This is a genomic window from Cupriavidus sp. 05N39, assembly GCF_056397325.1.
Map to the genome: position 1 here is coordinate 1 of NZ_JBFTNE010000017.1, position 23513 is coordinate 23513.

Here is a 23513-nt window from a genome sequence, read left to right on the forward strand (position 1 = left end):
CAGCGCTTTGAGTTGCTCACGTTCGACCTCATTCAACACGAGTTCCGCCTTTGGTCTTCCTCTCATCACCGCCTCGCCGTTTGCGTGCCTTCAACGCAGACTACAACGTGGCGTCAATAATGCAAGGAACTTCTGACGCGGGACACTAGTGGTGCTTGTCTTCGCCGATCATGGCCAGCGAATTGAAGGTCCGCACGTTGTAGCGGTGCTGGCGCATCACCAGCAGCATGGTCACGCAGACAAAAATGCCGAACGCGACGATGACGATGCCGATGGGCACATTGAGCTTGATCAGCAATGCGTACAGGCACAGCATCAGCAGCACGGAAACGTTCTCGTTGAAGTTCTGCACGGCAATCGAGTGCCCGGCCGATAGCAGCACGTGCCCGCGGTGCTGCAGCAGCGCGTTCATCGGCACCACGAAGTAGCCGGACATGCCGCCCACCAGCATCAGGAACACGTAGGCGATGGCCATGTACAACGGCATGTGCATGCCGAAGAACTGGAACGTAATGTCGGGCATGCTGTTCTTGGTGTAGAAGGCCATCAGCATCACCACCACGCCCATCGCCACGCCGAAGGGCAGCACCGACAGCGACTTGCGCAGGGGAATGCGCATGGCCGCCATGATCGCGCCGACCGCGACGCCCACTGCCACCACGGCCTGCAGCAGCGCGCCTTGCGAGAGGTTCAGGCTGAGCGACTTCTCTGCCCATTTCAACACGATGAACTGCAGCGTGGCGCCGGCGCCCCAGAACAGCGTGGTCACGGCCAGCGAGATCTGGCCCAGCTTGTCGCGCCACAGCGCGGTAAAGCAGTCGGCGAATTCGGCAATCAGCTTGATCGGGTTCTTTTCCTGCTGCGGGTAACGCGCGCCGGTCTCGGGAATGAACAGGTTGAAGATGGCTGCGATCACGTAGAACAGCATGATCACCACCATCGCAGCCTCGGCCGGCGTATTGATGCCGGTATTGACGCCGGGTACGTCGATGCCCAGCAGAAGTTGCGAGATGTGCACCGAGATCAGCGCGCCACCCACCACGGTGCCGAGGATGATCGAGCCCACGGTCAGGCCTTCGATCCAGCCATTGGCGGCCACCAGCTTTTCGGGGGGGAGCAGTTCGGTGAGGATGCCGTACTTGGCGGGCGAGTAGGCCGCCGCGCCGAATCCGACGATGCCATAGGCCAGCAGCGGGTGCAGCCCGAACATCATGATGGCGCAACCGCCGATCTTGATGGTGTTCGTGATGAACATCACCTTGCCCTTGGGCATGGAGTCCGCGAAGGCGCCCACGAAGGCGGCCAGCACGACGTAGGAGAGCACGAAGAACAACTTGAGCAGCGGGGTCATCCACTGCGGGGAATGCAGTTCGGTGAGAAGGGCGATGGCGGCGATGAGCAGCGCATTGTCGGCCAGCGATGAGAAGAACTGCGCCGCCATGATGGTATAAAAACCCTTCTTCATACTTTGGACTCTATCTCCATCGCTATTACCGTACGTGACTGGCACCAGCGCGCCGCTCGGCGCCGTTGTTGCCTGTAGGGAACCTGGGCCCGCGTCGTTGTCAAAGTGATGCTCGTGCCAACCCCGGGAGTGCCGCGCAGTTTGCCTGACCGTGTTTGACATATTGCATCACTTTTAAAACATGGCCGGAACGTCCGGCTTTATAACACGAAAATAAGGCGATTCCGAGCATCCACGGGCCGCCGGTTGGACAACGCAAGCGCGCCGCGATTCCCTAAATGTTTGCTCTAATGTGTTCAAATAACGTCTGTGCAACGTGCCGCGCGTACCGGGTCTTCCCGGATATGGTGCAACCATCGGGCGGGGGCATTCAGGCCAGACAGCCAGGATCCCTGCCGCGCCACCGCGCCGCAAGCCTCTAGAAGCGATCTCATGCCAAGACCCATTCACGCCGTCATTCACCAACCGGCCCTGGCCAACAACCTGGACGTTGTGCGCCGTTGCGCACCCCAGTCGCGGGTCTGGGCCGTGATCAAGGCCAACGCCTATGGCCACGGCATCCGCCGTGCTTTCGCCGGCCTGCGCGCCGCCGACGGTTTCGGCCTGCTCGACCTGAACGAAGCCGTGCTGTTGCGCGAGCTGGGCTGGCAGGGCCCGATCCTGCTGCTGGAGGGCTTCTTCCAGCCGCAGGATGTGGCCCTGCTGGAGCAGTACCGCCTCACCACCGTGGTGCACTGCGACGAACAACTCCGCATGCTGGAAGTGGCGCGGCCCAAGGGTCCGCTGGCGATCCAGCTCAAGCTCAATACCGGCATGAACCGCCTGGGCTTCCGCCCGGAGCAATACCGGACCGCCTGGGAGCGTGCGCGAACCCTCTCATGCGTGGGCAGTATCGTGCATATGACCCATTTCTCGGACGCCGACAGCGCGCGCGGCATCGCGCACCAGATGGAAGTGTTCGACGCCACCACCGCGAACCTGCCGGGCGAGGCCAGCTTGTCCAACTCCGCCGCCACGCTGTGGCATCCGCAGGCCCACCGCGCCTGGGTCCGGCCAGGGGTGGTGCTGTACGGCGCATCGCCCTCGGGCCAGGCGGCCGATGTGTCCAGCTTCGGCCTGCAGCCGGCCATGTCGCTGCACAGCGAGCTGATCTCGATACAGGACCTCCAGCCGGGCGATACCGTTGGCTACGGTTCGCTGTTCAAGGCCGAGCGGCCGATGCGCATCGGCGTGGTGGCCTGCGGCTATGCCGACGGCTATCCTCGGCATGCGGCGGGCTGGGGCGACAACCCGGCGCCGGTGCTGGTCGACGGCGTGCGCACCCGTCTGGTGGGCCGGGTCTCCATGGATATGATCTGCGTCGACCTGACCCCTTGCCCCAAGGCCAAGGTGGGCAGTCCCGTGACCCTGTGGGGCCAGGGCTTGCCGATCGACGACGTCGCCGCCGCCAGCGGTACCGTGGGCTACGAGCTGATGTGCGCGCTGTCGCTCCGCGTGCCGGTGACTGTGGCGACGCTGACCGCGCCCGAGCAGCCTGCACTGGCCTGAGCGGCCGCGCGGAGCGCTGCCACATCCAGCCCGGCCGGTCCGTTCGCGGGCAGGCCGGGGCGGCTCCGGGCCGCGCATGTGCTCCGCATTGAAGGCGCGGCTCACCCACGTGCGTGTACCCGCCACATCCCCCCATTCCCGAGGACTCCAGTTGGCCAAGCCCAAGAACGTCTACACCTGCACCGAATGCGGCGGCACCTCGCCACGCTGGCAAGGCCAGTGCCCGCAGTGCCAGCAATGGAACACCCTGGTGGAGACCGTGGCGGAAACCGGCTCGGCCAAGCGCTTCCAGCCGCTGGCGGCTTCCGCGATGGTGCAGCGCCTGTCGGAAATCGACGCCGCCGACGTGCCGCGTTTCTCCAGCGGCATCGATGAGTTCGACCGCGTGCTGGGCGGCGGCCTGGTTTCCGGCGGCGTGGTGCTGATCGGCGGCGATCCCGGCATCGGCAAGTCCACCCTGCTGTTGCAGGCGCTGGCCAACCTGGCCGCTGAGCGGCGCGTGCTGTACGTCAGCGGCGAGGAGTCCGGCGCGCAGATTGCGTTGCGCGCGCAGCGCCTCGGCGTTGACAGTCCGCACCTGGCGCTGCTGGCTGAGATCCAGCTGGAAAAGATCCAGGCCACGCTGGAGGCGGAGAAGCCCGAGGTGGCGGTGATCGATTCGATCCAGACCTTGTTCTCGGAGGCGCTGACCTCGGCGCCCGGCTCGGTGGCCCAGGTGCGCGAGTGCGCGGCCCAGCTCACCCGCATCGCCAAGAGCACGGGTACCACCATCATCCTGGTCGGGCACGTGACCAAGGACGGCAGCCTGGCCGGCCCGCGCGTGCTGGAGCATATCGTCGATACCGTTTTGTATTTCGAGGGCGACACGCATTCCTCGCACCGCCTGATCCGCGCCTTCAAGAACCGCTTCGGCGCGGTCAACGAGCTGGGCGTGTTCGCCATGACCGAGCGTGGCCTGCGCGGCGTCAGCAATCCCTCCGCGCTGTTCCTGTCGCAGCACGAGCAGGTGGTGCCCGGCTCCTGCGTGCTGGTGACGCAGGAGGGCACGCGGCCGCTGCTGGTGGAGGTACAGGCGCTGGTGGATACCGCGCACGTGCCGAATCCCCGGCGCCTGGCCGTGGGGCTGGAGCAGAACCGGCTGGCCATGCTGCTGGCGGTGTTGCACCGCCATGCCGGCATTGCCTGCTTCGACCAGGACGTGTTTCTCAACGCCGTGGGCGGGGTCAAGATCTCCGAGCCGGCGGCCGACCTGGCGGTGCTGCTGGCTATCCATTCCTCCATGCGCAACAAGCCGCTGCCGCGCGGGCTGGTGGTCTTCGGCGAAGTCGGCCTGGCCGGCGAGATCCGTCCCAGCCCGCGCGGGCAGGAACGCTTGCGCGAAGCGGCCAAGCTTGGCTTCTCGATGGCGGTGATTCCCAAGGCCAATGCGCCCAAGCAGAAGATCGACGGGCTGGAGGTGATGGCGGTGGAGCGGCTGGAACAGGCAATCGACCGGGTCCGGCACCTGGAGTGAGGGCGCCAGCCCTTTCCCGACCCCCTCCAGTGGCAATTTTGGGTATATTCCGAAGCACTTTTTCAATCGGAGTTCATCCATGCGCATTTTCAACGTCCATCGCCGCCACGGCATGATCGCCGCGATCGGCTGCGGCGCAGCATTGCTGCACGCGGCTGCAGCCGCAGCCGATGGCGCCAGGCCGTTCTTCGACGCGGCGCTGTGCAAGCCGGCCTACACGACCAAGGCCGCCACCGCGCTCTACGAGGCCGCCGAGAAGCTCGCCAAGCCGGATCTGTCCAGGCTGGGCGCGGCCATCTACAAGCTGCCGCTGCCCATCGCGCAGGACGGCTTCGCTAGCGATGAAGTGATATTCGCCGGTACGTCGGTGGGTGTGCTGGTGCAGGGCCAGCAGGCCGAAGCGCTGGCCGCGCGCTACCAGCTCAAGCAAGAGACTTCGACCTTGCTGGGCACCGCCACCAAGGGTTTTGCCCGCGCTCTGCCGGCCGCTCAGCAGCCCCTGCCCAGTCTCGGCACCGTTTCCATCGTGGCGCGCGAAAGCGCCGCGCTGCCGGGCAAGACACTGTTGATTTGCGAGCTCGTCAGCCATCAGGACGCGCAGGCGCTGAAAGCCTACGAGCGCAGCCAGGCCGGGCAGGGCGCGGCCGCGCGCTAAGCCGGGAGATATCGTCAACATGCCCGATCGACAGACTTCCCTGTCAGGCGCGGCCGGTAATGAGCCGGTCGTCCTGGACACTGCCCGCCTGCGCTTGCGCCAGTGGCGCGAGGCGGATTTCGCGCCCTTTGCCGCGCTCAATGCCGATCCGGTGGTGATGGCGTGCTTTCCGGCGCCGCTGGACCGCGCCGCCAGCGACGCCACGGCGTTGCGTTGCCAGTCGCTGATCGCGGCGCGCGGCTGGGGCTTCTGGGCGGTCGAGCGCAAGGAGGATGGTGCCTTTATCGGCTTCGTCGGCCTGCATGAGCCTGCCGCGACGCTGCCGTTCTCCCCCTGCGTGGAAATCGGCTGGCGCCTGGCGCGGGCGCACTGGGGGCAGGGCTATGCCGCGGAGGCGGCGCGGGCAGCGCTGCAATTTGGCTTCGGGCGGCTGGCGCTGGCGGAGATCGTCTCGTTCACCGCGCTGCCCAATGTGCGTTCCCGCGCCGTGATGGAGCGGCTGGGCATGGTGGCGGACGGCACCTTCGAGCACCCTGCGCTCGCGCAAGACAGCCCGCTGCTGTTGCACTGGCTGTACCGCATGTCAGCGCAGCGCTGGCAATCGCTGTCCGGCAACGTCCGCGCACCCTGACGGCGGCGCGCTCGCGGGAGGCTGGCCGCTTACTGTGGCGGTTTCCACCCGCCTTGCGCGAGCCATGCGCCAGCCTGTTTTGCGGGCGCCTGAGCGTGGCCCTGCGCGCCGCGTGGCCTGCGTCAATCCGCCGCAAGCGGCGTCGGGCCCGTCGCGCGGGATTGTGGGGGCGTCTTTCGCAAAATCGGTAATAATGTGCCTCGTATTGCGCGGACGGCAACGCCGTCCGGCGCACCGATGGAGGGCCTCGCGGTGCCTGTCTAGCGCTTCGACGGGTGCCGCCCGGCCATTTTTTTGCTAGTGAGCCATGCAAGCCAATTCCCGTAGTTTCTTTCTGCTGATCGCCGCGATTTCCTTCGGGCTGGTCGGCTATGCCCTCTACCTGCAGCATGTCGAGGGGTACCAGCCGTGCCCGCTGTGCGTGATGCAGCGTTTTGCCTTCGTGGCAATCGGCCTGTTCTCGCTGCTGGCCGCCATCGCGCAGAACACGCGCAGCCTGTGGCAAGGGTTGGGCATGCTGTCCGGTGTGGCTGGCATCGCGGTGGCGGGCTATCACGTGTCGCTGTTGCTGAATCCCAAGGCCAGCTGCGGCATCGATCCGCTGGAGAACTGGGTCAACCGGTTGCCCACGGCCAAGGTCCTGCCGCAGGTGTTCTTCTCGGATGGCATGTGCACCACGCCGCTGCCCCCGATCTTCGGCCTGTCGATCCCGGCGTGGTCGCTGATCTGGCTGTTTATCCTGACCGCCACGCTGGCGGTGGGCATGATCCGGCGCGAGAAAAACTTCCGCTGATCTGCCTGGCGCGGCCGGCTGCTGCCGGCGCGCGCTTCCCGGGGGCTGGCGCCCCCGGCATCCCTCGCAGGCTTACACGATCTGTTCGATCTGCTCCTGCAGTTCGAGCCAGCGCTCCTCCAGCGTGTCCAGCTCGCCGCCGACTTCGCCCTGGCGCTTGAGCATCTCCATCAGCCTGGCCTTGTTGGCTTCCGCATAACTGGTCTCGTCGGCCATGAAGGCGTCGATCTCGGTCTTGGCCTGTTGCAGCACGGCCATGCGCTTCTCCACCTTTTCCAGTTCCTTGGTCAGCGGCTTGCGCAACTGCGTCAGGCGCTGGCGCTCGTCCGCTTCGGCGCGGCGCTGGTCGCGGCGGTTGGCGTTCGATGTGGCCGAGGCATCGCCGTCCGCCGGCGCGTGCGAGGCGCTGGCCGCGTTGCGCTTGGCGGCGGCTTGCTGCAGCAGCCAGTCGCGATAGTCGTCCAGGTCGCCGTCGAAGGGTTTGATGGTGCCGTCCGCTACCAGGATGAACTGGTCGGTGGTGGCGCGCAGCAGGTGCCGGTCGTGCGAGACCACGATCAGCGTGCCCTCGAACTGCGCCAGCGCCATGGTGAGTGCTTCGCGGGTGTCGAGGTCCAGGTGGTTGGTCGGTTCGTCGAGCAGCAGCAGGTTGGGCTTCTGCCAGACGATCAGCGACAGCGCCAGGCGTGCCTTCTCGCCTCCGGAGAACGGCTCGATCGATGCGGTGGCCATGTCGCCGCGGAAATTGAAGCTGCCGAGGAAGTCGCGCAGCTCCTGCTCGCGCGTGTCCGGCGCGAGCCGCGCCAGGTGCTGCAGCGGCGAGTCCTGGTCGCGCAGCGTTTCCAGCTGGTGCTGGGCGAAATAGCCGATCTGCAGCCCCTTGCCCAGGCGCAGCGTGCCGGCCAGCGCTTCCTGCGAGCCGGCCAGCGTCTTCACCAGCGTCGACTTGCCCTGGCCGTTGGCGCCCAGCAGGCCGATGCGCTGGCCGGTCTGGATCGATAGCGTGAGGTTATGCAGGATGGTCACGGGCGGCGCGTCCGGCGCGGGGGCGGGGTAGCCGCAGTCCACGCCTTCCAGCACCATCATCGGGTTGGGCGCCGAATCCGGCTCGCGGAACTCGAAGGCAAAGCCCGCGGCGATATGCACCGGCGCCAGCCGCTCCATCTTCTCCAGCGCCTTGACCCGGCTCTGTGCCTGGCGCGCCTTGCTGGCCTTGGCCTTGAAGCGGGTGATGAAGGACTCGAGGTGGGCGATTTCCTTTTGCTGGCGCGAGTAGGCGGACTGTTGCAAGGCCATCTGCTGCAGGCGCAGCGTCTCGAACTGGCTGTAGTTGCCGCCGTAGCGGCGCAGCTGCTGGTTCTCGATATGCACCGTGACGTTGCAGATCGCATCGAGGAACTCGCGATCGTGGGAAATCATCACCAGCGTGCCGGGATAGCGCGCCAGCCAGTCTTCCAGCCAGACGATGGCATCCAGATCCAGGTGATTGGTGGGTTCGTCTAGCAGCAGCAGGTCGGACGGGCACATCAGCGCCTGCGCCAGGTTCAGCCGCATGCGCCAGCCGCCCGAGAAGGAGGCCACCGGCTGCGACACCTGCGGCAGCGTGAAGCCCAGGCCCAGCAGCAGCGCTTCGGCGCGCGCCGGCGCGGTGTAGCCATCGGCGTCGGCAAACGCCGCGTGGGCGTCGCCCTCCGCGGTGCCGTCGCCGCTGGCCTGGGCCGCGGCGATGCGCGCTTCGATATCGCGCAGCTGGGTGTCGCCGTCGATGACGTATTCCACCGCGCTGCGCATCACGGCCGGGGTTTCCTGCGCCACATGGGCGGTGCGCCACTGCGGCGGGATCGCCACGTCGCCGCCGTCCGCCTGCAACTCGCCGCGCAGCATGGCGAACAAGGTCGACTTGCCGCTGCCGTTGGCGCCGACAAGGCCGACGCGCTCGCCGGGGTTCAGCGTCACGCTGGTGTGGTCGAACAGCACCTTGGTGCCGCGCTGGAGGACTAGCTGGTCGATTCGGATCACGGGAGGGAGAGGCTGGAGAAGGGCGGGTCTGGGCGTTCGGTCAATCCGGCCCCGGCATGGCACGGGGCAACCCGGCATTGTAGCCGCTTCGTATGCCGATACCTCCGGAACGCGCAACGCGCTGCGCCAGCCCTTCATCAATGTGGATTGCGCGCCGCACGGTGCCAGGCCGGCCGATAGCGGTCATAGGTGAAAACCCTTGGGCTGGTAAAACTCTATTTTCATGGCACGCGCTTTGCGTGTAAATTTATTTACATCGATGCGCACCGGATGAAGGCCTGGTTTCCGGCGCGCGCATCTCCAACCAACCAAAGGCGCGCGCCATGTCCAACGGTACCCAAGGCTCTCCCGGCATGACTGCCCCTGACGGTGGCAATGGCGGTAACGGTGGCAATGGCAACGCTTCAATCACGGAGCGTATTGCCCGCGCCCTGCCCACGCTGACGCCGGCGCACCAGCGCATGGCGGAGTACGTGCTGGGCAACCCGTTCCGTGCCGCCACCATGCGTATCGACGAATTCGCCGATGCCGTGGAGGTGTCCGTGGCCACCGCCAATCGCTTCGCGCGTGCGCTGGGATTCGAGGGCTTTCCGCAATTTCGCGCCGAACTGGTGCGCGGTTTCGAAGCCACTCTTGCACCCGTTGAGAAACTACGCACCGAACTGGCGCGTCCGGCCACGGTGGCCGAAGTGTTCGCCGCCTCGCTGGAAGAGGACGTGCGCAACCTGGAAGCCTCGCGCCGCGCGCTTGACGCCGAGACCTGCGAACGCGCGGTGGAGGCCATCCTGGCTGCCGAGCGCATCTTTGTGGTGGGCTTCGGCGCCAGCGGCTTTCTCGCCGGGTTGTTGCAACATGGGCTGGACATGTCCTGCCGCACGGTGATTTCGGTATCCGGTGCCGGTGGCGCGTCCACCGCCGCGCGCCAGTTGTTCAAGCTGCAGCGCAGCGACCTGCTGATCGTGATCGGTTTCCCGCGCTACGTGTACGACACCGTGACCATTGCCCGGCGCGCCCGCTCGCGTGGCGCGCGCATCCTGGCGCTGACCGACGCGCCCACCTCGCCGCTGGCGTCGCTCGCCGATATCGCGCTGTATGCGCATACCGGCCGCCAGCTTTCCGCCAACTCGGACGCCGCGGTGCTTGCCTACATCGAAGCGCTGTGCGGCGCCGTGGCCTACCGCGCCGCGCACGCCGTGAAGGCGGCCGCCGAGATGACCGAGTTCCTGCTGCCGTGGCTGCACGGCGCCCCGCCCGGACAAGGGCGCGACGCGCGCGAGCCGCGCCAGGACGAGGCTGCCGAAGGCCGCGCCAGGCGTGCCCCGGCACGCCGCAAGAACACTACCCCGAACGCATCGTGAATCCAATGAACACCCCAGTCATYGCCATCCACGGCGGCGCCGGCACCATCACCCGTGCCGCCATGAACCCCGCCAAGGAGGCCGAATACACCGCCGCGCTCAGCGCCGTGCTTGAAGCCGGCCAGCGTGTGCTGGCCGATGGCGGCAGCGCGCTCGACGCCGTGACCGAGGCCGTGCGCCTGCTTGAGGATTGCCCGCTGTTCAATGCGGGCAAGGGCGCCGTGCTGACCCACGCCGGTACSTWTGAGCTGGACGCCGCCRTSATGGACGGCGCCACGCTGGGCGCCGGCGCCGTGGCCTGTGTCAAGCGGCTGCGCAATCCGGTGCTGGCCGCGCGCGCGGTCATGGAAAAGAGCGAGCATGTGCTGTTCGCCGGCGAGGGCGCAGAGTCATTTGCGCAAGCGCAGGGCCTGGAGCTTGTCACGCCCGGCTACTACTTCACGCAGGCGCGCACCGATCAGTGGGAACGCGCCCGCGCAGCCAGCGGCATGACCCTGCTGGACCACGATGCCGCCACGCTGGCCGCCGAGCCGATCGACCCGGACAACAAGTTCGGCACGGTAGGCGCCGTTGCGTTCGACGCGCAAKGGCGCCTTGCCGCGGCGACCTCAACCGGGGGCGTTACCAACAAGCAGGTGGGCCGGGTGGGCGATACGCCCATCGTCGGCGCCGGCTGCTTTGCTGACGACGTGGCCGCGGTTTCCACCACCGGTACCGGCGAAATGTTCATCCGCACGGTGGCCGCCTACGACGTGGCGGCGCAGATGCGCTACGCCGGCCTGCCGCTGGAGGAAGCCGCGCGCCGGGTGGTGATGGACAAGCTGCCCGCCATCCATGGCCGCGGCGGCCTGATCGCGGTGGACCGCGAAGGCAACGTCACGCTGCCCTTCAATACCGAAGGCATGTACCGCGGTTTCGCCCGGGTGGGCGAAGCGGCCAACGTGTGGATCTACGGGTGAGCGTGCCAGGGCACGGCATCCGCACCGCACCAGGCAAAGCATCAAGCAAAGCATCAACCTAGGCACTAAGGGGGCCCAGTGGCTGCATCCTCTTCCAAGTCGACCATCGTCCTGCCACCGCAACGGGTGGTTTCCGTCAACGATCTCAGCGTGCGTTTCTCCACCTCGGAGCGCACGGTGGACGCGGTGCGCAACCTGTCCTTCCACGTCGATCGCGGCGAAACGCTGGCCGTGGTGGGCGAATCGGGCTCGGGCAAGTCGGTGACCTCCCTCGCGCTGATGCGCCTGGTGGAACACGGCGGCGGCAAGATCGCCAGCGGCAGCATGGCGCTGCGCCGCCGCAATGGCGCGGTGCTCGATCTCGCCACGGCCGACGGCGCCACCATGCGCGGCGTGCGCGGCAGCGACGTGGCGATGATYTTCCAGGAGCCGATGACCTCGCTCAACCCGGTGTTCCCGGTCGGCGAGCAGATTGCCGAATCGATCCGCCTGCACCAGGGCAAGAGCCGCGCCGAGGCGCGCGCCGAAGCGCTGCGCATGCTGGAGATCGTGCGCATTCCCGAAGCGCGCCGCGTGCTGGACCGCTTCCCGCACCAGCTCTCCGGCGGCATGCGCCAGCGCGTGATGATCGCCATGGCGCTGTCGTGCAAGCCGGCGCTGCTGATTGCCGACGAGCCCACCACGGCGCTCGACGTAACCATCCAGGCCGAGATCCTGCAATTGATCCGCAACCTGCAGGCCGAGATGGACATGGCCGTGGTCTTCATCACCCACGACATGGGCGTGGTGGCGGAAGTGGCCGACCGCGTGCTGGTGATGTTCCGCGGTGAGAAGGTGGAGGAGGGCACGTCCGAACAGGTGTTCGGCAAGCCGGCGCATCCGTACACCCGCGCCCTGCTGTCCGCCGTGCCCAAGCTGGGCGCCATGCGTGGCACCGACTGGCCGGCCAAGTTCCCGCTGGTGCAACTGGAAGAGGGCGAGCCGGTGGCGCCGGTGCCGCAGGACACGGTGCCGGCGCACGCCTCGCCCATCCTGCGCGTGCGCGACCTGGTGACCCGCTTCGACGTGCCGGGCGGCCTGCTGGGCCGCGTGGCGCGCCGCGTGCATGCGGTGGAGCGGGTGAGCTTCGACCTCTACCCCGGCGAGACGCTGGCGCTGGTGGGTGAGTCCGGTTGCGGCAAGTCCACCACCGGGCGCTCGCTGCTGCGCCTGGTCGACAGCCAGAGCGGCACCATCGAGTTCAACGGGCAGGACATCAGCCAGATGCGCGGCGGCGCCCTGCAGACCCTGCGCCGCAATATCCAGTTCATCTTCCAGGACCCGTTCGCCTCGCTCGATCCGCGCGTGCCGGTGGGCTACTCCATCATGGAGCCGCTGCTGGTGCACAAGGTCGCCAGCGGCAAGGAGGCCGAGCAACGGGTGGCGTGGCTGCTGGAGAAGGTCGGCCTGCCTGCGGCGCATGCCTCGCGCTATCCGCATGAGTTCTCGGGCGGCCAGCGCCAGCGCATCTGCATTGCCCGCGCCCTGGCGCTCAACCCGAAGGTGGTGGTGGCCGACGAATCGGTCTCCGCGCTCGATGTCTCCATCCAGGCGCAGATCGTCAACCTGATGCTCGACCTGCAGCGCGAACTGGGCATCGCCTTCCTGTTTATCTCGCACGACATGGCGGTGGTGGAGCGTGTGAGCCACCGCGTGGCGGTGATGTACCTGGGCCAGATCGTCGAGATCGGCCCGCGCCGCGCGATCTTCGAGAACCCGCAGCACCCGTACACCAGGAAGCTGATGTCGGCCGTGCCGATCGCCGATCCGGCGCGCCGCCACCTCAAGCGCGAGCCGCTCTCGGACGAGATGCCCAGCCCGATCCGCGCGCTCGGCGACGAGCCGCTGGTTCAGCCCCTGGTGGCGGTTGGCGGCAATGCCGCTTCCCATCATTTTGTAGCCCGGCACGCCATTGGCGGCGCTTATTGAACCTAAGCATGAACCGAAGAATTTCCCAAGGAGAATCGATGATGTCCCGTTTGGTCCCTTCGAAGCTGATCGCCGGTGGCCTGGCCCTGGCCGCGCTAGGCGCAGGTCCCGCCTTTGCCGCCAAGGATGCCGTGATGGCGGTGTATTCCACCTTCACCACGCTCGACCCGTACGACGCCAACGACACGCTGTCGCAAGCCGCCGCCAAGTCCTTCTACCAGGGCCTGTTCGGCTTCGACAAGGACATGAAGCTGATCAACGTGCTGGCCGAGAGCTATGAAGCCAGCAAGGACGGCCTGACGTACACCATCAAGCTGAAGAAGAACGTCAAGTTCCACGACGGCACCACCTTCGATGCCGCCGCAGTCAAGGCCAACTTCGACCGCGTCACCAACCCGGCCAACAAGCTCAAGCGCTACACGCTGTTCAACCGCGTGGCCAAGACCGACGTGGTCGACGCCAACACCGTCAAGGTCACGCTGAAGGAGCCGTTCTCGCCGTTCATCAACGTGCTGGCCCACCCGTCCGCCGTGATGATCTCGCCCGCCGCGCTGCAGAAGTACGGCAAGGACATCGCCTTCCACCCGGTCGGCACCGGCCCGTTCGAGTTCGTCGAGTGGAAGCAGCCCGATCACCTGAAGGGCAAGAAGTTCGCCGGCTTCTGGAAGACCGGCTATCCCAAGATCGACACCATCACCTGGAAGCCGGTGGTGGACAACAACACCCGCGCCGCCATCATGCAGACCGGCGAAGCGGACTTCGCCTTCAGCATTCCGTTCGAGCAGGCGGCCGTGCTCAAGGGCAGCGCCAAGGTAGACCTGATCGCCTCGCCGTCGATCATCCAGCGCTACCTGACCATGAACACCATGGTCAAGCCGTTCAACGACCCGAAGGTGCGCCAGGCCATCAATTACGCCATCAACAAGGAAGCGCTGGCCAAGGTCGCGTTTGCCGGCTACGCCACGCCGTCCGATGGCGTGGTGCCCGCGGGCGTGGACTATGCCGAGAAGCTGGGCCCGTGGCCGTATGACCCGGCCAAGGCGCGCGCGCTGCTGAAGGAAGCCGGCTACCCGAACGGCTTCGAGACCACGCTGTGGTCCGCCTACAACCACACCACCGCGCAGAAGGTGATCCAGTTCGTGCAGCAGCAGTTGCAGCAGGTCGGCATCAAGGCGCAGGTGCAGGCGCTCGAAGCCGGCCAGCGCGTGGAGAAGGTGGAGAGCGTGCAGAAGCCGGAAGACGCCGGCGTGCGCATGTACTACGTGGGTTGGTCGTCGTCGACCGGCGAGTCGGACTGGGCGCTGCGCCCGCTGCTGGCTTCCGAGTCGATGCCGCCCAAGCTGCTGAACACCGCCTACTACAAGAACGACCAGGTCGACGCCGACATCGCCGGCGCGCTGCGCACCACCGACCGCGGCGAGAAGGCCCGCCTGTACAAGGATGCGCAGGAACACATCTGGAAGGATGCGCCCTGGGCCTTCCTGGTGACCGAGAAGGTGCTGTTCGCGCGCGCCAAGCGCCTGACCGGCGCCTACGTGATGCCCGACGGTTCGTTCAGCTTCGACGAGATCGATATCAAGCAGTAAGAGTAAGCGTATCGGCACGACGCGTGGCGCGTCCCACAAGCAGGCGCCACGCTCTCAGCCATCGCTTGGCGGTACAGCGCAGTAAGCCGTGCACGGCCGCCTGCCCACAGATGCGGGGGCAGGGCGGGCGGCCCGCGGTCTCTAATCATCCGGTGCTTCATGCTGAACTACTTTCTTAAACGATTCCTGGGCGTGATCCCCACATTGCTGATCGTGGCAGTGCTGGTGTTCCTGTTCGTCCACCTGTTGCCGGGCGATCCCGCCCGGCTCGCGGCCGGCCCCGAGGCTGACCAGACCACGGTGGAACTGGTACGCCGCGATCTCGGCCTGGACAAGCCGCTGCCCGAGCAGTTCGTGAACTTCTTCTCGAACGCGCTGCGCTGGGAGTTCGGCAATTCGCTGCGCACCAAGCGCCCGGTCAGCGAGGAAATCGGCGACCGCTTCAAGCCGACGCTGTACCTGACGCTGGCCTCGATGGTGTGGGCAGTAATCTTCGGCATGGTGATCGGGATCAGTTCGGCGGTCTGGCGCAATCGCTGGCCCGACCGTTTCGGCATGACGCTGGCGGTGTCGGGCATTTCCTTTCCCGCCTTCGCGCTCGGCATGCTGCTGATGGAAGTGTTCTCGGTGCAACTGGGCTGGCTGCCGTCGATCGGCGCCGATACCTGGAAGCACTACATCTTGCCGTCCATCACGCTGGGCGCCGCGGTGGCCGCCGTGATGGCCCGCTTCACCCGCGCCTCCTTCGTCGAAGTGCTGAACGAGGATTTCGTGCGCACCGCGCGGGCCAAGGGCGTGGGCGAGTTCCTGGTGGTGGCCAAGCACTGCCTGCGCAACGCCATGATTCCGGTGGTCACCATGATGGGCCTGCAGTTCGGCTTCCTGCTGGGCGGCTCGATCGTGGTGGAGAAGGTGTTCAACTGGCCTGGCCTCGGACGCCTGCTGGTSGACKCGGTSGAGATGCGCGACTACCCGGTCATCCAGGCSGARGTGCTGCTGTTCTCGCTCGAGTTCATCCTGATCAACCTGGTGGTCGACGTGTTGTACACCGTCATCAACCCCGCCATTCGTTACAAGTAAGTGAGGCCGGCATGACCCAGCTTTCCACGCCCGCCAACGGCGACACCGCCATCCCGGCCGCAGCCGCCACGCAAGAAGCCGTGCGTACGCCCTGGACCGAGTTCTGGCGCAAATTCCGCAAGCAGCACCTGGCGCTCGGCGCCGGCGTGTTCGTGCTGCTGCTGGTGGCGGTGGCGGTCCTCGCGCCGCACCTGGTGCCTTACGACCCGGAGAATTTCTTCGACTATGACGCGCTCAATGCCGGCCCCTCCGCCGCGCATTGGTTCGGCGTCGATTCGCTCGGACGCGATATTTTCAGCCGCATCCTGGCCGGCGCCCGCATCTCGCTGGCGGCCGGCTTCTTCTCGGTCATCATCGGCGCCATCGTCGGTACCGTGCTGGGTTTGCTGGCCGGTTACTACGAGGGTTGGTGGGACCGCATCGTGATGCGCATCTCCGACGTCCTGTTCGCTTTCCCCGGCATCCTGCTGGCGATCGGCATCGTCGCCATCCTCGGCAACGGCATGACCAACGTGATCTTCGCGGTGGCGGTGTTCAGCATCCCGGCCTTTGCCCGCCTGGTGCGCGGCAATACGCTGATGCTCAAGCGCCTGACCTATGTGGAAGCCGCGCGCAGCATCGGCGCRTCCGACTTCACCATCCTGATGCGGCACATCCTGCCGGGCACCATCTCGTCCATCGTGGTGTATTTCTCGATGCGTATCGGCACCTCGATCATCACCGCGGCCAGCCTGTCTTTCCTCGGGCTCGGCGCGCAGCCGCCCACGCCGGAGTGGGGCGCGATGCTCAACGAAGCCCGCGCCGACATGGTGACCGCGCCGCACGTGRCGATCTTCCCCAGCCTTGCCATTTTCCTGACCGTGCTGGCGTTCAACCTGCTGGGCGACGGGCTGCGCGACGCGCTGGATCCGAAGATCGACCGGCGCTAAGGAACGCACGCAGATGTCCGCATGCATGCCGCATATCGGCGCGTTGCCAGCCGGCGCGCGCAACAGCATCACCGACGTGCCGGGGGTGACGGTGGGCCAATGCACGCTGGCCGACGGCGCCTGCCAGACCGGCGTGACGGTGGTGCTGCCGCATAGCGGCAACTTGTTTACCGACAAGGTGCCGGCCGCCGCGACCGTGCTCAATGGCTTCGGCAAGAGCGTGGGCCTGGTGCAGGTGGAAGAGCTCGGCGTGCTGGAGACGCCCATCGCGCTGAGCAACACCTTTGCCGTGGGCGCGCTGTCGCAGGCGCAGATCCGGCAGGCGATCGCGGCCAACCCGGAGATCGGCCGCGCCTGGCCCACGGTCAACCCGCTGGTGTTCGAGTGCAACGACGGCTACCTGAACGACATACAGGCCATGGCTGTGCAGGAGGCGCACTATGCGCAGGCTTGCGCCGCGGCCAGCGTGGATTTCGCGCAGGGCGCTGTCGGGGCAGGGCGTGGCATGTCGTCGTTCGGGCTGAAAGGCGGCATCGGCTCCGCGTCCCGCCAGGTGGGCGAATACCATGTGGGCGTGCTGGTGCAGGCGAACTTCGGCACCTTGCCCAATTTCACCGTGGCCGGCGCGCGCCTTGGCGGCGTGCTGGCCGAACGGCTCCAGGCGCATACGCAAGCGCCGGCGGAGTCCGGGCCGGAGAAGGGCTCGATCATCATGATCCTGGCCACCGACGCGCCGCTCGACGCCCGCCAGTTGCGCCGCCTTTCGCTACGCGCGGGCGCGGGCCTGGCGCGTACCGGCTCGGTATTCGGCCACGGCTCGGGCGACATCGCGCTCGCTTTTTCCACCGCCTACACCGTGCCCCAGCAAGCCGGCACGCCCATGCCGGCGCTGGCCATGCTGCATGAAACCGGGCTCGACGCGCTGTTCCATGCCGCCGCCGACAGCGTCGAGCAGGCCATCCTGCATGCGCTGTGGCAGGCGGAAACCGTGCATGGCCGTGATGGACACCAGCGTGTCGCGTTGCGCGAACTGATGCCCGGGCTGCCGCAATGGCTGCAGCGCGCGGCACCGACGAACTGAATCTCCACAAGCTATGAAGATCCTGATTTCCACCGACATCGAAGGCGTAGCCGGGGTTTTCCATCCCGAGCAGACGCGTGCCGGCAACGGCGAGTACGAACGCGCCCGCGCCTGGATGACGGCAGAGGCCAATGCCGCCGTCCAGGGCGCCTTCGCGGGCGGTGCGAGCGATGTGCTGGTCAACGATTCGCACGGTGGCTTTCGCAACCTGCTCCCCGACCAGCTCGACCCGCGCGCGCGGCTGGTGTTGGGCAAGCCGCGCTACCTGGGCATGATGGCCGGCGTGCAGGACTGCGACGGCGTCTTCATGATCGGCTACCACGGCCGCGCGCAGAGCCGCGGCATCCTGGCGCACACCATCAACAGCGGCGCGTTCGCCCGTATCTGGCTCAACGGGCAGGAACTGGGCGAGGCCGGCCTGTACGGCGCGCTGGCGGGCGAATTCGGCGTGCCGGTGCTGATGGCCAGCGGCGACGATGTCTTCGTGGATGAAACCCGCCCGCTGATGCCGTGGGTGCGCTATGTGCAGACCAAGGAAGCCGGCGGCAACGGCAGCGGCACCACGCTGTCGCCTGCCGCCTCGCGCGAGGCCATCGCGGCGGCCGCCGAACTGGCGGTGCGCAATGCGGACGRGCGCCCCCTGAAGATCGAAGGCCCGATCCGTTGCCGCCTGCAGACCCAGAGCCCGGCGTTCGCCGACCTGTTTTGCCAGTGGCCAACGCTGGAGCGCATGGACGGTGTCACGCTGGTGTTCGAGGCTGCCTCGGTGCAGGCGGCCGTGCGCATGCTGAACTGCCTGTCGGCGATGTCGTTCATGCTGAAGTAGGGCATTGGCCAGCCTGCATGGCCGGCGCTGGCGCGATGGTGGACAATAGCGGGTGGCGCGCCGCGGGTGGCGGGCCGTTCGCAGCATCCCGCAGCATCGCGTAGCATCCACCACGCAGCGCGCCGGCCCGGACCGGCAAGCGCGGGCAACCGCAGGCACACGCAGATTCATGATCGCAGTCAACGACGGGAGCTGGACGCCCGTATGCAAGGATTTCGTCGAACCCGGCACGCGCTGCCGGCAGCATGTCGGCCGTGGCCGGCATCACGGCTTCGGCAACGGGCAGGCCTATATCCTGCGTGACGCGCAGGGCCACGAGCACCCCTTCGGCGAAGCCTGCGCGCGTGCCGTGCTGGCCGAACCGGGCTTGCTCGACCTGGTTCCCGACTACACGGAGCGGGATGCAGGCCAGCCCGTGCCCGAGCCCACTGCCGCGGACAACGAGGAATTCGAGGCGCCTACCCCCGCCGTGGTGCGCGCGCGGGCCGTTGCCGGCGGCGGACGTGGCGGCAAGGCTGGCGATGCCGCGCTGCGTCGCGCGGCCGCCATCCGCTACCTGGTCCTGCGCATGGAGAAGGTGGCCGGTGTCCCCCGCGTACAGCCGACCGTGCGGTTTCCGGCGCTGGAAGAGGTCTACCAGGCCTATCTGCAAAGCGGCGAACTGCCGGATGCCCAGGTCAGGCGCATCCTCGCCATCGAGCGCAGCGCGGCCACTCCACCCAAGCTCAAGAGCATCAACCTGCTCGATGTCTACACCGCCCACGTCAAGCTGGAGCGCGTGATCAGGGAATCCAACCGGCTGGAACAGCGCAGGTTCCTGCGCAGCATCCATGACTGGCTGGCGCGGCACTTGGTGCTGTCCGCCGCACAGATCGCTGCCGCGGGCATCCAGATGCATCCACATGCGTTTCGCTCCCTGTTGCTTCGCGAGGCCCCGCAGGCGGATCCCGACGACGCTAAAGGCATTAAGGATGCCAAGGGTGTCAAGAGTGTCAGGGGCGCCAGGGGCGCCAAGGGCTAGCTGGCCGGCTTCGGGTGGCTTCGGATGGCATTGGCAGGCAAGTTGGCGTTTAATAGCGGCACCCTCACTCCTCGCCAAGCGCGAAATCTGCTGTCATGTCCCTGCACACCAGCTTTTCCCGCAGCTATGCCGAAGCCAGGCAGAAATTCCGCGATGCTGCCCATGCCGCCGGCGCCACGCTGACCGATTTTCCCCATCCCACCAAGCGCGGCAGTGCCGGCGAGGAACTCGCCATGGATGTGGCCTGGGTCGGCGACGCCGAGGCCAGGCGCTTCCTGATGGTGACTTCGGGCATGCATGGCGTGGAGGGTTTCTGCGGTTCAGGGGCGCAGGTCGCCATGCTGGGCGACGCCGCGTTGCTGCAGGCGTGCGCCGATGCCGGCGTGGCGCTGCTGATGGTGCATGCGGTCAATCCCTACGGCTTCTCGCATATGCGGCGCGTCAATGAGGACAATGTCGACCTCAACCGCAATTTCATGGATTTCACCAGGCCGTTGCCGGAGAACGCGCCATACGCCGAAGTGGCGCCCATGCTGTTGCCCGAGCAGTGGCCGCCTTCCGAGGCCGCCCAGGCGGCGCTGATGAAGACCGTGGCCGAGAAGGGCTTGTCCTGGTACCAGGCGGCGGTGAGCGCCGGCCAGTATCAGGCGCCCGAAGGGCTGTTCTTCGGCGGCAACAAGGCAACGTGGAGCAACTACACGCTGCGCCGCATCCTGGCGCGCTTCGGTGCCGGGCGCGAAGCCTTGCGCTGGATCGACCTGCATACCGGTCTGGGGCCTTGGGGCTACGGCGAGCCTATCTATATGGGTCCGGACCGCGAAGAGGAAATCGGCGAGGCGCGCGCCATCTGGGGCAGCAATGTCACTTCGATCTACGACGGCTCGTCGGCATCGGCCAATCTCAACGGCATGGCCTGGATGGCCGCGCCGGAGACGTTGCCGACGCTGGCGTACAACGGCATCGCACTTGAGTTCGGCACCTTGCCTGTCACCGAGGTCCTGGAGGCATTACGTGGCGATCATTGGCTGCACCTGCATCCGGAGGCGGACGAAGGCCAGCGGAACCTGATCCGGCAGGCGATGTGGCATGCCTTCTACGGGGATACCGATGACTGGCGCGAGAGCGTCGTGGAGCAGGTCAGGGAGGCCGTGCTGAAGGGATTGGCGGGGTGGTGAGGGGGTGGCCGCGGAACCGCCTTGCCATACGGCGCGGCGGCTGCCGGTCGCTGATCCCTGCCAAGGACTCTTTCGGCGAGCCTGTAGGAATCCGAAAAAGGCCAGACGTAACGCCGGTTACCGGGGCAGTTGAACCTGCGCGATCTTGCGCTCATATAGTTGCCCGTATCGGCCACGTAAAGGTTGCCGCCGGTGTCCACCGCTATGCCAGGCGGGCTCCTGAACGATGCGGCCGGCCCGGCGCCATCGGCTCGGCCTCCGGTGCCGGAGCCGAGCCAGGGTGGTGACCACGTCAGCGGGAGTGATCCAGCGGATCGTGTGGTCACGCGTGCGATGCGGTCACTGTGGCGCGCGGACTGGCGTGATCTTGCGGACCATGTTGTTGTTCGCATCGCTCACATAGACGCTGCCGCCAGCGTCGACCGCGACGGCGGTCGGGTTCCTGAACGACGCGGCGGAGCCGGTGCCATCGGCCTGGCCCGAGGTGGGGGATCCGGCCAGGGTGGTGACCACGCCGGCGGGCGAGATCCTGCGGATTGCGCTGTTGAACGTATCGGCCACGTAGACGTGGCCGATGGCGTCAACCGCGATGCCGTAAGGACCGTTGAACGACGCGGCGGAGCCGGTGCCGTCGGCGAAGCCCGAGGCGGTGGAGCCGGCCAGGGTGGTGACGGCGCCAGCGGGCGAGACTTTGCGGATCATATGGTTGCCCATATCGGCCACGTAAAGGTTGCCGCCCGCGTCCACCGCCACGGCAGCCGGATTTTTGAACGACGCGGCGGAGCCGGTGCCGTCGGCGTGGCCTGATGCGGCGGAGCCGGCCAGGGTGGTGACCACGCCAGCGGGCGAGATCCTGCGGATCATGTGGTTGCCTGAATCGGCCAAATAGAGGTTGCCAGCGGCATCCACCGCCAGGCCGGCCGGGGTGTGGAACGACGCGGCGGAGCCGGTGCCGTCGGCGTAGCCTGACGCGCCGGAACCGGCCAGGGTGGTGACCACGCCCGCGGGCGAGATCTTGCGGACCACGTTGCCTACCGTCTCGGCCACGTACACGTTGCCATTGCCGTCCACTGCCATGCCGACCGGGGTGTTGAACGACGCGGCGGAGCCGGTGCCGTCGGCGCTGCCTGTGGCGCCGGAGCCGGCCAGGGTGGTGACCACGCCCGCGGGCGAGATCTTGCGGATCATGTTGTTGCTTCTATCGGCCACATAGAGGTAGCCGCTGGCGTCCACCGCCGCGCCGAACGGGAAGTCGAACGACGCGGCGGAGCCGACGCCGTTGGCCGAGCCTGGGGTGGTGGTGCCCGCCACGGTGGTGACTTGCGCCAGCGCCTGCGGGCAGGCGATGGCCACGTTGGTCACATTGGCCGTGGCCGTGCCGCTGCCATTGCCGACGGCGCAGAAATGCCACAGCGGCTGGGTGCCCAGCGTCACCGCATAGCTGGCGTTAAAGGCGATCGGCGTGGCAAAGGTAAAGGGGCCGCTGGCTTTCACCATCAGCGCATCGCTGCCATTGTCGAGCAGCGTGATCGGGGTCCCGTCGGCCAGGCCGGAGACGCTGCCGCCGATGGAGTAGGTCGGTTGCGGCGTGGGAGCGGGACTAGTCGGACCAGTGGAAGACGGGCTGGCGGTTGTGGAGGAACCATCCCCGCCGCAGCCGGCCAGCAGGGCAAGCGTCAACATCAGGCAGGACGGGAGCGCCAGTTTGCTGTATGCGGGAGAAAGGGCTTGCTGGTGTCGCGGGACTTCGGGGTTGGTCTCGCAACGGGTGCGATGGGCTTTATGACGCATGGCGGATAGGAATCAGGTGTCGATAACGACAGCGATCCTATCCAAATGCATCACAGCAAAACTGACAAAAACTGACACCGCCCCACCATGTCAGGCTGGTTGTCGCCTCCGCCGGCTTGATCAGTCAAAACCGCGCGGAGCCGTCGAAAACGGCAGCGCCGCTGGTGCCGGGAAGAAAAAGACCGCAGGAATCCGCGGCCGTGTCTTGAGCAAGCCTTCAACCAGGCAGCGCTTCATAGGTCAGCAGGAACACCTGCTCCTCGCCGGCGCTGACCGGCAGCCAGACGATCTCCAGGTCGGGGAATGCCGCTTCCACGTTGGCATGCTCGTTGCCAATCTCCACCACCAGCGCCCCGCCGGGGTTCAGGTGCGCCTTGGCGCCGGCGATGATGCGGCGGACCACGTCCATGCCGTCGTCGCCACCAGCCAGCGCGATGCGCGGCTCGGCCTGGTATTCGGCCGGCAGCGCTTGCATGGAGGTTTCGTTGACGTAGGGCGGGTTGGTGAGAATCACATCGTATTTGGCGCCCGCGGGCAGCGGTGCGTACAGGTCGCCCTCATACAGGCTGATGCGGTCTTCCATCTTGTAGTCCGCCACATTGCGGCGAGCCACAGCCAGCGCGTCCGGCGAGATGTCGACCGCATCGATGCGGGCCTTCGGCCAGACATGCGCGGCGATGATGGGCAGGCAGCCGGAACCGGTGCACAGTTCCAGCACAGGGCCAATTTCGGCGCTGTCGCCCACCCAGGGTTCCAGTCCTTCCTGCAGCAGTTCACCAATGAAGCTGCGCGGCACGATCACGCGCGCATCCACGTAGAAGCGCAGGCCATGCATGAAGGCCTCGTTGGTAATGTAGGCCGCGGGCACGCGTTCGGTGACGCGGCGCTCGATGACGTTCAGCACGGCCTCGACTTCCTCGGGCAGCAGGCGCGCGTCGAGGAAGGGGTCGAGCGTGTCCAGCGGCAGGTGCAGCGTGTGCAGGACCAGGTAGGCGGCTTCGTCGTAGGCGTTGGCGCTGCCGTGGCCAAAAGACAGCTTGGCTTGGGTGAAGCGCGAGACCGCCAGGCGCAGCAGGTCGCGCACAGTGCGCAGGGGGGAGGGTGTGGCCATGGGT

General features: G+C 66.9%; 20 protein-coding genes. 15 read left to right on the forward strand and 5 right to left on the reverse strand.

What is annotated here, in order from left to right:
• Positions 1-145 precede the first annotated feature (145 nt).
• Complete coding sequence (lplT, locus tag AC1DN0_RS10805) at positions 146-1465, reverse strand: lysophospholipid transporter LplT (protein WP_477102498.1); 1320 nt, start codon at positions 1463-1465, stop codon at positions 146-148.
• Between the two features lie 432 nt (positions 1466-1897).
• Between lplT and alr the strand changes: the two genes are divergently transcribed.
• From alr to AC1DN0_RS10830, 5 genes are all read left to right on the forward strand, one after another.
• Positions 1898-3013, forward strand: a complete 1116-nt coding sequence (gene alr / locus AC1DN0_RS10810) for an alanine racemase (protein WP_441633390.1) — start codon at positions 1898-1900, stop codon at positions 3011-3013.
• Between the two features lie 151 nt (positions 3014-3164).
• On the forward strand, positions 3165-4526 hold the full coding sequence (radA, locus tag AC1DN0_RS10815) for a DNA repair protein RadA (RefSeq protein ID WP_035864940.1): 1362 nt from the start codon (positions 3165-3167) through the stop codon (positions 4524-4526).
• A 79-nt stretch (positions 4527-4605) separates the two neighbouring features.
• Positions 4606-5181, forward strand: coding sequence for a hypothetical protein (locus AC1DN0_RS10820; protein WP_441633394.1), 576 nt, complete (start codon positions 4606-4608; stop codon positions 5179-5181).
• Positions 5182-5200: 19 nt separating this feature from the next.
• Entirely contained in the window at positions 5201-5812 is a 612-nt protein-coding gene (locus tag AC1DN0_RS10825) for a GNAT family N-acetyltransferase (RefSeq protein WP_441633396.1), read from the forward strand.
• A gap of 307 nt (positions 5813-6119) precedes the next feature.
• Positions 6120-6605 (forward strand): disulfide bond formation protein B, encoded by a 486-nt coding sequence (locus AC1DN0_RS10830; protein ID WP_441633398.1) that lies wholly within the window; start codon positions 6120-6122, stop codon positions 6603-6605.
• Positions 6606-6677: 72 nt separating this feature from the next.
• On the opposite strand, the gene AC1DN0_RS10835 is transcribed toward AC1DN0_RS10830, so the two are convergent.
• Positions 6678-8624 (reverse strand): ATP-binding cassette domain-containing protein, encoded by a 1947-nt coding sequence (locus AC1DN0_RS10835; protein WP_045241512.1) that lies wholly within the window; start codon positions 8622-8624, stop codon positions 6678-6680.
• A gap of 353 nt (positions 8625-8977) precedes the next feature.
• Here AC1DN0_RS10835 and AC1DN0_RS10840 point away from each other — a divergent pair, with 353 nt between their 5' ends.
• From AC1DN0_RS10840 to AC1DN0_RS10885, 10 genes are all read left to right on the forward strand, one after another.
• Complete coding sequence (locus AC1DN0_RS10840) at positions 8978-9982, forward strand: MurR/RpiR family transcriptional regulator (protein ID WP_441633443.1); 1005 nt, start codon at positions 8978-8980, stop codon at positions 9980-9982.
• 5 nt (positions 9983-9987) lie between these two features.
• Positions 9988-10941, forward strand: a complete 954-nt coding sequence (locus tag AC1DN0_RS10845; RefSeq protein WP_477145710.1) for an isoaspartyl peptidase/L-asparaginase family protein — start codon at positions 9988-9990, stop codon at positions 10939-10941.
• Positions 10942-11019: 78 nt separating this feature from the next.
• Positions 11020-12909 (forward strand): dipeptide ABC transporter ATP-binding protein, encoded by a 1890-nt coding sequence (locus AC1DN0_RS10850; protein ID WP_035864929.1) that lies wholly within the window; start codon positions 11020-11022, stop codon positions 12907-12909.
• Between the two features lie 38 nt (positions 12910-12947).
• Positions 12948-14495 (forward strand): glutathione ABC transporter substrate-binding protein GsiB, encoded by a 1548-nt coding sequence (gsiB, locus tag AC1DN0_RS10855; protein WP_441633403.1) that lies wholly within the window; start codon positions 12948-12950, stop codon positions 14493-14495.
• 159 nt (positions 14496-14654) lie between these two features.
• Entirely contained in the window at positions 14655-15575 is a 921-nt protein-coding gene (gsiC, locus tag AC1DN0_RS10860; protein WP_477145711.1) for a glutathione ABC transporter permease GsiC, read from the forward strand.
• 11 nt (positions 15576-15586) lie between these two features.
• Entirely contained in the window at positions 15587-16504 is a 918-nt protein-coding gene (gene gsiD, locus AC1DN0_RS10865; protein WP_477145712.1) for a glutathione ABC transporter permease GsiD, read from the forward strand.
• Between the two features lie 13 nt (positions 16505-16517).
• Entirely contained in the window at positions 16518-17585 is a 1068-nt protein-coding gene (locus AC1DN0_RS10870; RefSeq protein WP_441633409.1) for a DmpA family aminopeptidase, read from the forward strand.
• Between the two features lie 13 nt (positions 17586-17598).
• Positions 17599-18411: a M55 family metallopeptidase gene (locus AC1DN0_RS10875; protein WP_477145713.1), complete on the forward strand. Its 813-nt coding sequence runs from the start codon at positions 17599-17601 to the stop codon at positions 18409-18411.
• Between the two features lie 169 nt (positions 18412-18580).
• Positions 18581-19432, forward strand: coding sequence for a hypothetical protein (locus AC1DN0_RS10880; RefSeq protein WP_441633413.1), 852 nt, complete (start codon positions 18581-18583; stop codon positions 19430-19432).
• A gap of 95 nt (positions 19433-19527) precedes the next feature.
• A complete protein-coding gene (locus tag AC1DN0_RS10885) occupies positions 19528-20607 on the forward strand; it encodes a M14 family metallopeptidase (protein WP_441633415.1) in 1080 nt (359 codons plus the stop codon).
• Here AC1DN0_RS10885 and AC1DN0_RS10890 read toward each other — a convergent pair.
• From AC1DN0_RS10890 to prmB, 3 genes are all read right to left on the reverse strand, one after another.
• On the reverse strand, positions 20526-20999 hold the full coding sequence (locus tag AC1DN0_RS10890) for a hypothetical protein (RefSeq protein WP_441633417.1): 474 nt from the start codon (positions 20997-20999) through the stop codon (positions 20526-20528). The two genes, AC1DN0_RS10885 and AC1DN0_RS10890, sit on opposite strands and share 82 nt — an antisense overlap.
• Entirely contained in the window at positions 20947-22290 is a 1344-nt protein-coding gene (locus AC1DN0_RS10895) for an NHL repeat-containing protein (RefSeq protein ID WP_441633419.1), read from the reverse strand. Before AC1DN0_RS10895 ends, AC1DN0_RS10890 begins: the two co-directional genes overlap by 53 nt.
• A gap of 325 nt (positions 22291-22615) precedes the next feature.
• Entirely contained in the window at positions 22616-23509 is an 894-nt protein-coding gene (gene prmB / locus AC1DN0_RS10900) for a 50S ribosomal protein L3 N(5)-glutamine methyltransferase (protein ID WP_441633421.1), read from the reverse strand.
• Positions 23510-23513 lie beyond the last annotated feature (4 nt).